At 36.2% G+C, this 11,808-nt stretch carries 12 protein-coding genes and 1 pseudogene; 6 read left to right on the top strand and 7 right to left on the bottom strand.

What is annotated here, in order from left to right; translation table 11 throughout:
* Positions 1–47: 47 nt before the first annotated feature.
* The 3 genes from lacB to NST14_RS27975 are packed head-to-tail and all read right to left on the bottom strand — an operon-like array spanning position 48 to position 1,818.
* Positions 48–566: a galactose-6-phosphate isomerase subunit LacB gene (gene lacB / locus NST14_RS27985; RefSeq protein ID WP_000587219.1), complete on the bottom strand. Its 519-nt coding sequence runs from the start codon at positions 564–566 to the stop codon at positions 48–50.
* Positions 567–619: 53 nt separating this feature from the next.
* Positions 620–1,048, bottom strand: a complete 429-nt coding sequence (gene lacA, locus NST14_RS27980) for a galactose-6-phosphate isomerase subunit LacA (RefSeq protein WP_001023673.1) — start codon at positions 1,046–1,048, stop codon at positions 620–622.
* Between the two features lie 17 nt (positions 1,049–1,065).
* Positions 1,066–1,818 (bottom strand): DeoR/GlpR family DNA-binding transcription regulator, encoded by a 753-nt coding sequence (locus NST14_RS27975; RefSeq protein ID WP_000910758.1) that lies wholly within the window; start codon positions 1,816–1,818, stop codon positions 1,066–1,068.
* Between the two features lie 269 nt (positions 1,819–2,087).
* Here NST14_RS27975 and NST14_RS27970 point away from each other — a divergent pair, with 269 nt between their 5' ends.
* From NST14_RS27970 to NST14_RS27955, 4 genes are all read left to right on the top strand, one after another.
* Positions 2,088–2,399, top strand: coding sequence for a PTS lactose/cellobiose transporter subunit IIA (locus tag NST14_RS27970; protein WP_001030967.1), 312 nt, complete (start codon positions 2,088–2,090; stop codon positions 2,397–2,399).
* A gap of 18 nt (positions 2,400–2,417) precedes the next feature.
* Complete coding sequence (locus NST14_RS27965; protein ID WP_033674580.1) at positions 2,418–4,082, top strand: lactose-specific PTS transporter subunit EIIC; 1,665 nt, start codon at positions 2,418–2,420, stop codon at positions 4,080–4,082.
* Positions 4,083–4,097: 15 nt separating this feature from the next.
* Positions 4,098–5,576, top strand: a complete 1,479-nt coding sequence (locus tag NST14_RS27960; RefSeq protein ID WP_000400079.1) for a glycoside hydrolase family 1 protein — start codon at positions 4,098–4,100, stop codon at positions 5,574–5,576.
* Between the two features lie 147 nt (positions 5,577–5,723).
* Positions 5,724–6,701 carry an ROK family glucokinase gene (locus NST14_RS27955; protein ID WP_000398674.1) on the top strand — a complete coding sequence of 326 codons (978 nt, stop codon included), beginning with the start codon at positions 5,724–5,726 and terminating at the stop codon, positions 6,699–6,701.
* A gap of 1,171 nt (positions 6,702–7,872) precedes the next feature.
* On the opposite strand, the gene NST14_RS27950 is transcribed toward NST14_RS27955, so the two are convergent.
* The 3 genes from NST14_RS27950 to NST14_RS27940 form a co-directional block, all read right to left on the bottom strand.
* Positions 7,873–8,070, bottom strand: coding sequence for a hypothetical protein (locus NST14_RS27950; RefSeq protein ID WP_000273339.1), 198 nt, complete (start codon positions 8,068–8,070; stop codon positions 7,873–7,875).
* Between the two features lie 339 nt (positions 8,071–8,409).
* The gene (locus NST14_RS27945; RefSeq protein ID WP_000462861.1) at positions 8,410–9,138 is read right to left on the bottom strand and encodes a Fic family protein; all 729 of its coding nucleotides are present in this window, start codon (positions 9,136–9,138) and stop codon (positions 8,410–8,412) included.
* 139 nt (positions 9,139–9,277) lie between these two features.
* Positions 9,278–10,252 carry a helix-turn-helix domain-containing protein gene (locus NST14_RS27940; protein WP_227599717.1) on the bottom strand — a complete coding sequence of 325 codons (975 nt, stop codon included), beginning with the start codon at positions 10,250–10,252 and terminating at the stop codon, positions 9,278–9,280.
* 308 nt (positions 10,253–10,560) lie between these two features.
* On the opposite strand from NST14_RS27940, the pseudogene NST14_RS27935 reads away from it, so the two are divergent.
* A pseudogene (locus NST14_RS27935) lies at positions 10,561–10,752 on the top strand (helix-turn-helix domain-containing protein); the annotation flags it as partial.
* Positions 10,753–10,837: 85 nt separating this feature from the next.
* On the top strand, positions 10,838–11,023 hold the full coding sequence (locus NST14_RS31065; RefSeq protein ID WP_078214948.1) for an HIT family protein: 186 nt from the start codon (positions 10,838–10,840) through the stop codon (positions 11,021–11,023).
* Positions 11,024–11,049: 26 nt separating this feature from the next.
* Here NST14_RS31065 and istB read toward each other — a convergent pair.
* On the bottom strand, positions 11,050–11,808 hold a 759-nt coding region (gene istB / locus NST14_RS27930; RefSeq protein WP_000993737.1), incomplete at its 5' end, for an IS21-like element ISBce16 family helper ATPase IstB.

Genomic DNA, 11,808 nt, shown 5'->3' with positions numbered 1-11,808 from the left:
GCATCAACAAGGATGTTTAACAAAGCCTTTCATTTCATTGCTTATCATCAATCGTGATATTCGCCCCTATCCCATTTTTCTAGGAACTCGTCAAAAAAGTGAATGTCTCCTGTTTGATGATCATTTTCTGGTTCAAGGGACATAATTTTTTTCACTAATTGGTTGTTTTCCTCTGTTTCATCATATTTTGCTTCGATAAAGTGATCGACAATCTCTAGGATTAAATGTTCTCCAGTAATTTTGCCTCCAACGCCAATGACATTTGCATTTAGTTTTTCTTTAGCATATTTGGCCGTGGCAACGTCTCTTACCAATGCTGCTCTTGCTCCTAGTACTTTAGCGGCTGAATTTGTAATTCCTACACCTGTTCCGCAAATCACTACACCTAAATCAGCTTCTCCGGTCGTAACCGCTTCTGCCACCTTTTTCCCATAGATAGGATAATGTGTTCTTGTAAAATCATACGTCCCCATATCAACAACCGTATGTCCTTTAGATTTTAAATGGTCAGAAACTGCCATTTTTACATCTGTTACAATATGGTCACAACCTAATGAAATAATCATCTTATACTCTCCCTCATTCTTTTAATGTAATCTCTCTAAATGGTTTATACGTTTTACATCATTTTGTTTAACATATCTACTCGGATTTGATGGCGTCCCCCTGAGTACTTTGAGTTAATAAAGGCCATCACAATACTTTCAGCCAAGCCTTTACCTACAACTTCGGCCCCCATCGTAATAATAGAAGTGTTATTATGGTCCCTTGTCATTCTTGCTGATCGTTCATCAGAGACTTCCGCACAAACGATGCCTTTTATTTTGGTTGCTGCCATAAAAGAACCCGCTCCATAGGAATCGATCAGAATAGCAAGTGAATCGCTGCCTTCTTTTACTTCATTTGCGACTAAAACAGTTGAATCTACAAAGTCAACGGCTCCATCTAGTGTTTTATCTATTACATCGATGTTTTTTTCTTCTAAGAAAGTTTTTATATGATTTTTCAACTCTAACCCAGCTTTATCTGATCCTAATAATATGTTCATGTCCATTCACCTCATATTTAATAAATTACTTTTACAAACTCTTCTAGCTTAAGCTTCTTTTCTTCGGGAATTTGATCATCGGTTATTAAAGCAGTTACCCCATCCAAATGATAGAAGCTAAAAAAGTCCTGTCCCCAAATTTTGCTATAATCAGCAACAATGTATTTTTCGTGGGCATTATCTAAAATAATGCTCTGTGTAATTCCTTCCTCTTCATTAGCTGTGTAAACTTCATTCCCATGGACGCCATTTGCGCCTATAAAGGCTTTTTTTACATTAATCTTTTTTAATGTATTATTCGCGAAGCTTCCGACAAAGGCTCCAGTTCGAGCTCGATAGCTTCCACCAATTAAAATAAGATCATAACCTTCGTTTTTATTAAAACGGTTGAAAACATGAATGGAATTGGTCACGATTCTTGCAGGAAATACCGTCAAGAAGTCATACACATACTCAATCGTTGTACCTGGACCGAGAAAAATTGTGTCATTTTCTTCGATTAAGGAGGCAATCGTTCTAGCAATTTGTTGTTTTTCTTCTATATTGATGCCTTGCTTCTCAATATGAGTCAGCTCTTTATCAGAAAATCCATTGACAGCTTTTGCTCCCCCATGAATTCTCTCAACTTGACCTAAATCCTCAAGCAGCTGTAAATCTCGTCGAACAGTCATTTCTGTTACATTTAATAATTCAGTGATTTCTGAGACGCGCACCATTCCATGAGTATTAATTAACTTTAATATGGTTTCTAGGCGTTGCTCTTTAAGCACACTGTCACTCCCTTCTCGATTTGTTCTAAAATGTTTGATTTTGTTCCTTTTCCTAGAATTTATCACCCGAAACGATAAATGTCAAACAAAAAAATAGTGGTGATACAATTAGCGAATAATATATTAACAGTTAATGAAAACGGTTGACAAAAAAATAATCGCTGATTTATAGTTTAAATGTAAACAAAAATAAACAAAAAGGAAAATAATAGAACATAATACAAACAAAAACAAAGCATTTCTATTATTTTCAGTAAGGAGTATTAGATATGAATAAAGAAGAAGTGAGCATGGTAGGTTTCGAAATTGTTGCATTCGCCGGTGAAGCACGTTCCAAATTATTACAAGCTGTTAATGAAGCAAAAAAAAGCAACCTAGATGCTGCAGAAGGACTAGTGAAAGAGGCGAAGGAAAGCTTAGCAGAAGCACATAATTCCCAAACCCAAATACTAGCAGCAGAGGCTGGCGGGGAATCCGTTGAGTTAGGCTTTATTATGGTACATGCCCAGGATCATTTAATGACTACCTTACTATTAAGTGATATTGTTGAACATTTAATTGAGATTTATACGAAGGGATGATTATTTATGAACTCCATGATGAATTCCTTAATTGCACAAATAGAAAAAATGAAACCTTTTTTCGAAAAGGTTTCTCGGAATATCTATTTAAGAGCGGTTAGAGATGGCTTCATTTCTGGAATGCCGATTGTCTTATTCTCAAGTATTTTTTTACTGGTAGCATACGTGCCGAATATTTTTGGTTTTTATTGGAGCAAAGAAATTGAAACAATATTAATGAAACCGTATGCATATTCAATGGGAATATTGGGCTTAGTTGTCGCGGCTACTACAGCAAAACATTTAACTGACTCATTTAATCGGGAATTGCCAAAGAATAATCAGATAAGTAATATATCTACGATGCTAGCGGCTATTGTTGGATTTTTGCTGTTAGCTGCTAATCCAATTGACGGTGGTTTTGCAAGTGGATATATGGGATCAACCGGATTACTTACAGCATTTATTATTGCTTTTATTGTAGCTAATATTTATAAAGTATGTATCAAAAATAACGTGACAATCAAATTACCTGAAGAAGTTCCGCCAAATATTGCCCAAACGTTCAAGGATTTAATTCCATTTGCAGTTACAACGATCTTCTTCTGGCTTTTTGACCTGGCATTTAGAAGCTTTTTCGAAATAAACTTTGCGCAGGCAGTTATAGAATTCTTCAAACCTCTCTTTTCAGCGGCTGATGGTTATTTAGGTCTCACGATTGTTTATGGTGCGATAGCATTATTCTGGTTTATCGGCATACATGGCCCTTCAATTGTAGAACCAGCTGTTGCGGCAATTTATTACGTTAATATTGAAGCAAACCTACAAATGTATCAAAACGGGGAACAAGCAGTAAATATTTTAACACCTGGTGTTCAACAATTCGTTGCTACTTTAGGCGGAACTGGCGCAACTTTAGTTGTTACTTTAATGTTCGCTTTCTTAGCAAAGTCAAAACAACTAAAAGCTGTTGGTAAAGCTTCTTCCATCCCGGTTCTTTTTGGTGTCAATGAACCATTATTATTTGGTGCACCGATCGTTCTAAATCCCGTTTTCTTTGTACCATTTATACTTGCACCGATTGTAAACGTTTGGCTTTTTAAATTCTTTGTTGATGTTTTAGGTATGAATTCATTCATGTATGTCTTGCCTTGGACAACTCCTGGTCCACTTGGAATCATCATGGGTACTGGATTTGCCGGTTTTGCCTTTCTCTTGGCCATTCTATTATTAATGGTAGACTTTCTTATTTATTATCCATTCTTCAAAGTTTACGACAAGCAAAAGGTTCAAGAAGAACTTGAAGAAAATAATCATCCTGTCAAAGAAGTAATTGCTCCGAAAAGCGAAACAGTTGTACTTGAAGTTAAACAAGACATAATAACAGATGAGAAAAATGTTTTAGTCCTTTGTGCAGGCGGTGGTACAAGCGGATTATTAGCTAATGCCTTAACAAAAGGTGCAAAAGAATGTAATGTTTCTATTTCAGCTGCGGCAGGAGCCTATGGATCACATAATGATATTTTGAAAGATTATGATTTAGTTATTTTAGCTCCACAGGTTGCATCAAACTATGAAGTGCTAAAAAAGGATACAGATCGTTTAGGAATCAAATTGGTATCTACAGGTGGTAAAGAATATATAGATTTGACTAGGAATCCTGAAAAGGCATTAACTTTCGTATTAAGCCAATTAGCATCATAAGAGGAGGATATTAAATTGGAACATATCAAAAAACAAGCATTTCCTAAAGACTTTTTATGGGGAGCGGCTTCTGCAGCTTATGAAATAGAAGGTGCATGGAATGAGGATGGGAAAGGTCCTTCAGTTTGGGATGTCTTTTCTCATATTCCCGGCAAGACACTAAAAGGAACAAACGGTGATGTTGCAGTTGACCATTATCACAGATATAAAGAAGATATTCGTTTAATGGCTGAAATGGGTCTGAAAGCGTATCGATTCTCTGTAGCATGGAGCCGGATTTATCCTAAAGGGTACGGTGAAGTGAATGAGAAAGGACTTCAATTTTACGATGATATTATAAATGAATTAATCGCCAATAAAATTGAACCTGTATTAACCATCTATCACTGGGATATCCCTCAAGCTCTAATGGAGGAATATGGAGCATGGGAATCAAGAAGGGTCATTGAGGATTTTAAGAACTTCGCCATTACCTTATTTAAACGGTATGGAGACCGGGTTAAATATTGGGTTACATTAAACGAACAAAATGTCTTTATTGGTCACGGATATGAGGCCGGCATCCATCCGCCGGGTGTACAGGACAGAAAACGAATGTATCAGGCTAACCATATTGCGAATCTTGCTAGCGCAGCTGCTATTAGTGTATTTCATGATTATGTACCAGATGGAAAGATTGGTCCAAGTTTTGCTTACTCGCCATACTATCCATTAGATTCTAAGCCAGAAAATGTATTAGCAGCAGATGAAGCGAATGATTATAACAATTATTTTTGGATGGATGTCTATGCGTTTGGCAGATATCCTAAGAGAATGTGGCGATACTTGGAGGAAAATGATTTACTGCCTGAAATTGAAGAAAGCGATTGGCAGTTACTTGAGAAAGCGAAACCAGACTTTATGGGAGTAAACTACTACCGGACAGAAACAGTTGTTGCCAATCCACTTGATGGAGTTCAAATGAACCATGCATTTAATAACACGGGTGAAAAGGGAACAACTCCTGAGAAAGGGATTCCTGGCCTGTACAAAATAGTAAAAAATCCGTTTACAGATGCAACAAATTGGGACTGGACCATTGATCCAACTGGTTTACAAGTAGCAATTACCAGAATTACAAGTCGATACAATCTTCCGGTTCTTATTACAGAGAATGGATTAGGGGAATTCGATACGGTTGAAGATGGCAGAATTCATGATGACTATCGAATTAAATATTTGCGTGATCATGCGAAGGCGATTCAAAACGCTATTGCGGATGGTTCCGAGGTGATTGGCTATACACCTTGGTCTTTAACAGATTTACTCAGCTGGTTAAATGGTTATCAAAAACGATATGGATTTGTATATATTGACAGAGATTTTGATGATAACGCATCAATGGAGCGTATAAAAAAGGATAGCTTCTATTGGTATAAAGAAATCATCAAGTCTAACGGGGAAAAATTAACTTCTGATGTTCAAGCATTAATTTCAGAAGGGTTAGCGAAGTAATTTCATTAGAAAATTTTTATAAACAGAAAACAAAAGGACTGGGTTTTTTCTCGCAGTCCTTTTCCTATCCAAGTAGGGTTTTCCAGCTCCTAGATGACGCAAGCAACTAAGTATTTATGATTAATATTCAACGATAGGATGATGAAAATGGAAGGTTTAATCTTTGCAATTGATTTGGGTGGAACATCAACAAAATTGGCTATTCTAACGAATGAAGGAGGTTTTGTGCATAAATGGCAAATTCCAACGGATACAAGTGAAAAGGGTCAAAATATTTTGCCTCATATTAAAGAGGCTTTTTATCACATTTTAATAGAATTAGATCTGAACTTAGAACAATTTATAGGTGCAGGGATTGGTGCTCCTGGTCCTGTAATGAATGAGGGAGTTATAACAAAAGCGGTTAATTTAGGATGGACCAATTTCCCGTTAAAAAGCCAATTAGAAAATCTCCTATCTATTCCTGTCTTTGTAGGCAATGATGCAAATTGTGCTGCCTTAGGAGAGATGTGGAAAGGAGCAGGAGAAGGATTAAAGGAATTAATATGCATCACATTAGGTACCGGTGTCGGTGGTGGTGTTATCACAAAAGGAAATATTGTAGAAGGAATAAAAGGTGCTGCTGGTGAAATTGGTCATATGACAGTAAAATTAGAAAACGGCCAAATGTGTAACTGTGGTAAGACAGGATGCTTAGAAACGATAGTCTCTGCAAATGGAATCTTGCATGTAACCAAAGAAAAGTTAAAATCCTGTAAAACAGAAACGAAACTAAGAAAAATAAAAGATGAAGAGTTAACTGCCAAAGATGTATTTGATTTGGCCGCTCAAGCTGATGAACTAGCATTAAAAATAGTGGATGAGGTTTCTTTTTATTTAGGTTATGCACTAGGAACCTTGAGTACCGTTATAAATCCTGAAGCCATTATCATTGGCGGTGGAGTTTCCAATGCAGGTGAAACATTAATTAAGCCAGTAATAAATTATTATCAAAAGTTTGCATTTCCAGCATCATCTTCGAATACGAAAATATTACGGGCAACTCTTGGAAATGATGCTGGAGTTATTGGTGCAGGTTGGCTAGTTACAAATGCAAGTTCAAGCATTAACCTTTTTACTAGATAATCTCAACTAGATTACTATTGATATAAGAGGAAAAGAAAAAACTTTTCCTCTTATACTGCAAATCTTAACTACTTCGGGTTGACCACTGTGACGGTTCCGGAGAACCTTCCCCCGCATTTCTTCAAAGTGTGAAACAAGGTTTTTCGGGGCGTCACAGCGTATCGAAGGTCCCCCCATTTATGCGTAGAGTTCAGCTCCTGATACAACACCTATACCTTGAATGCTGAAAATGAAGGCTCCTTTTATTTGAACAAATAAACCTTCGATTTTTCTTTTTAAGATTTTAATTTGGTCACTTAAAAAGTGTAATTGGTCTAGTTTTTGAGCCAAAAGGAAGATTTCTGTTTCTACCTTTTCTCTAGGCTTAGAAATGGATGTCTTGGCAAAATCTAATAGAAGTTGAATACATGAATCCCTTAGCTTTAAGTTTTCACGGACCGAAAGATCTCGTTATTCCTGTTCCCCAAGCTCTAGAATGTCACTAGGATGCGGATAATATCGCATGAGATAACAAGGAGCTTTCCCAAAATTTTTAGAAAAGGGCCGGACATGTTTTCACTTTCCATCTTTCCATATAGATTTACTCTGAAACTTTCGAAAGATATGTATGATCCATATATACAAGAATTAGATTCTCGGTGGAGCTCCTTTCATTGACAAGTTCCCTGCGGGCATGTATTAATTTTTGTAGGTCATGAACCTTCCCTGTAGGCAGTTCATTAAAGGTGCCCCGGCCATTAATCATGGATTGTAGAATAGCCATAAGGTTCACATTATCTGTTTTTGACCAGTTTAAAAGGGCTTTTCTTTCCTCCACAGTAGTACAGCAATAATCGTACGAACATGATATCCTTCTAACTGACAAAGAAGAACTAGGTCCTAATAGTGACCAGTAGTTTCAATTCCTAAAACAATTTCTTTCATGTAATATCGATCTTTTACCGTTTTAATCTGTTGCCTTACCAGATCCAACCCTATCAATGAGTCAAAATTAAAAAAAATGGGACTTGGTCTTGCTTCGACCTAGTTACCACTTTTTCATAGACTTATTAATTGTTTATGACCTATACTTTTAGTAGACATTTTGTGTTCCTTTGTAGAAGATTTGGGAACATTTTATTAATCCATTATTTAGAAGCGCCTAAATGGAAACTTTCGCTGGAGGAATTCTTTAAAAAACAAAATTAAAGGTATAGTCTCCTTCTTGATTTGGTTTAAGAACGGACATACCCCCTTCCGACAAATCTAAATTTTCTTGTAGTCTTTCTTCTTCATTATAAATATTAAAATCCTTTACTTCTTCTGAGACGGTTTTTAACTTTTCATTAGTTTCAATATAAACCTTTATTTCATTGCTAGATTCATACATTCTATTAATGTCTCCAAGGTATTCCTTACCAGTATTTTTTAGAACCAAATGGTAACTAATCAAAAGAGGTTGTATGATTTAAAAACACCACTCCTAAACTAACCTTCCGTTACCTTAGGTATATAATTTCACAATCTCCTTTACAATTTAACATATAGATATAATTTTCTTTAAAAGGACTTGCTCCACAATATGACACTATAATGAAGTATGAAGTAACAAAGGGATACCATTTCAACAAGAGCAAAAAAATCCTGCTTAAACTAATACAGGATTTTTATCAGCTTTATTTTTTAAAATCTATATTACCTATATTGAACCTCTACTGCAGCAGTAAATTTAACTAATTACACTTAAATATAAATTGAGTGAATCTTCCACCTCAGCTGCTACTAATTGAATAAAGTCATGGTAATCTTTTGATGTATGAGCTTTATCCAGCGCATCATAATATTCTAGTCGATTCGCTACTTTAATAATGACAGGTGGAAATCCATCTTTCATGAGTTCTAAATTAAGTAATAAACGTGCGGTTCGCCCATTTCCATCAATAAATGGATGAATACCGACAAAAATAGCATGTAACATTGCTCCATGTTCCACTGGATGAAGGGATTTAGCTTCTGATTGATACCATGTCATCACTTGTTCCATCTGTTCCTGAATTAAATAAGGAGCTGGTGGTACATGTGAAGCACCTGAGATAAAAACCTGCTGATCTCGATAGACGCCTGCATACGCATCATCAATCCCTTTAAGTACTAATCGATGTAAATTCTTAATCTGCCATTCAGATAAAGGTTCTCCTTTATGGACAATTTCTTCTACATAAGCAACCGCCTCTCGGTGGTTAATAACCTCTAAATGCTCACGAAGTGTTTTGCCTCCGACCGTAATTCCTTCCAAAACCACTTTCGTTTCATTGATGGTGAGCGTATTCCCTTCAATGGCATTGGAGTGATAGGTCCACTCTAGTAATAATTTTTCACGTAAACTTTTTATAGTATATCTCGGTAATGGGCGTTTGCTATCTAAGAGCGCTTTTTTTTGATCAATTTGTTCAAACATACAGCCTCACTCCTCATAGGGAATTTGAGTTTCTTCCTATTATATACTTTTTATAAACATGTCTCTATGTTAACTGTTTTAAATTCATAATCGTGTATTCCTATATTATTCTTCAGAAGTTGTAACAAATCCTTTCTCTCTAGGATTCTCCCATCTGTAGAGCTTGTTGAATAACCTGCTCTACCCACTGGCTCATGGTAAGATTCTTTTTTTCTGCTAATTGCTTTGCCTCATCCAACATATTGATTGGCAACTCTAAATTCGTTTTGCGATAAGCACTTCGAACAATAAATAACCCCTCTGCAATCTCAACCGTTCCCTCTTTTATAAAAGGAATAAGCTGGTCCAAGTTAAAAGAAATAGAATGTTGAAGAGATATTTCCCCAGCCTTCATCGAAATATATACACCCTGCTCCTGTTCCCGAATCCCTACATTTTCAATTCCCCAAGATTCATATAAAAAATCAATAAACGGATATAAAATATCCTCCCCTTTTGGAATCTCGATATAAACGTAACCTTTATAATCTAGTGCATCTTTATGGATTTCATAACAAGGTTCCAACCCATATTTTTCAATTCCTTCATTAAATTCCACCCATTTTTGATAGTACGGAAGATAAAATCCCCAATTTAACTCCTCATCTTTCATTACTCTCGCAACTCTACTATCTTGAGATTGGAAATACTGAAAAAGTGCAATGTCATAGTTAGAATCATAATATTCATTTTTCCGGATACGTTCAGATTCCAAGGACTGAAACAAATCTTTTACCTCCAGGAACGCTTCTTCTGAGATGACATAATTCGTTCTTTCATCACCGAAAGGTACCTCCACAGCTTTAATAGTTCCATCCTTGATATATTTATAGACACTTTGAACAGATAAACCCAACTGTTTGGCCACTTCTGAAGGTCGCATACCTGTTGGATATTGCTCCCTCTCACTGGCTAATCGATCCACTTCCTCTTTATAGTATCGAGCTTCTCGATGTAGCCGATGAGGATCTGCCATTTTTCTAATTTTATTTTGTTTGGCATAATGGTAATTGGTCACTTTTTGCATGTAAAACGAAATTGGTAGAATCATTTTTTGACATAATACACTCTCCATAAGTGGCGTCATTATTTTTTTAACTTTATTATACATAATAATGGAATCTAAGTATGAAAATATATATTATCAATCTAAAACAGTACGGTGGATATGCGTATTGTAAGTGTTAAACTTAAACAACTTATTGTAATCTTAACGTATCCTTATTGCAAATGGTGACAGCTTCGCTGGTACTCACCCTAATATTGCCGTCTATAGCAAAAATATTCATTTTAGTTACAACCCTTAGCGTACCTAAATCAAGGATTTGAATTCCAAAAAATGTCTTAACGTGGGTTTTATGTCATTTGGTTGGCGGGACCCCTGAACGAACAAAGTCTGGTCTTCAAGCAGCAAGATCAAGAGGAAAGAAAGGTGGGAGACCTACTAAGAAAGAAGATAAAGTGGAAATGGCTGTTAAGATGTATAAGAGTAAAGACTATACAATTAAGCAAATTACAGTGGCGACTGGTATCAGTAAGACCACGCTGTATAGGTATTTAGACAAGGCGCTATAGGGTTGCCTCAGTAAGTCGGTTGCAGAAATTACATTTTATGTAAATCATCTGACGGACTAGAGCAGCAACCCTGTGACTAGGCCATATTGAAAGTGTTGTATTTGAAAATGATAAAGCTAAATGTTTTTATGATAAATTCCCAGTAAATAAAGGTCATATGTTAATAGTACCGAAGAGACACTGTGAGGATTATTTTGGTTTAACTATTGAAGAAAAACTTTCAATAGATAAATTAGTATTGAGATGTCAACAGCGGTTCTATTTTCCCTAATTTCAGCGGTCCAAAATTCCCTATTACTAATTAACGGCCGGTTGTATGCCGGCTTTTTGCTTTTCACGAAGTCTAAATGATTGTCCTTTGATATTGAAAGTTGTGGAGTAATGCAACAATCTATCCAAAACCGCTGTTGCTAGGACGTCATCGCCAAATATTTTCCCCCACTCAATATACGATTTGTTAGAGGTTAAAATAATTGACCCTTTTTCATAACGTTTTGAAATGATACGAAAGAATAAATCTGCACTTAACTCATCAAACGGAAAGTATCCCATTTCATCAATTATGAGTACATCGCACCTACTTAACGATCGGACCAGGCGAGAAGTGGTTCCCCTTTGTTCTGCCTTGCGGCAGGAAGTAATGAAATCATCGGCCCGGGTGTAGTAAGCTGTGTATCCTTGACGAAGTGCTTCGATAGCGAAACCTATCGCCAAGTGGGTTTTACCAACACCTGGCGGTCCTAATAATAAGATATTTTCTCCATTCTCAATATAACGACCAGTTATTACTTCTTTTACACGCCGTTCGCTAACACTTGGTTGAAATGAGAAGTCAAAGTCTTCGATAGTCTTGTGAAACGGTAGCTTTGATTTCTTTATTCTAGTTTCTAGTGCTGCACCTTCTTTGTGTTCAATTTCATGTTGAAGAAGGGTGTTTAGAAATTCAGAATATGTTACATTATGTTTAGAGGCATCTTCTAGGATGCCATCTAATTGATTGGCTATGTAAACCAAGCCAACTTTCTTAAGACGTTCAGTTATAAGTTGTGCGTTCAT

The sequence above is a fragment of the Bacillus sp. FSL W8-0519 genome (assembly GCF_038005585.1).
Classification (GTDB): Bacteria; Bacillota; Bacilli; order Bacillales; family Bacillaceae_G; genus Bacillus_A; species Bacillus_A paranthracis.
The sequence above is the reverse complement of the archived record's forward strand: the minus strand, read 5'-3'. Positions and strand labels throughout refer to the sequence as shown.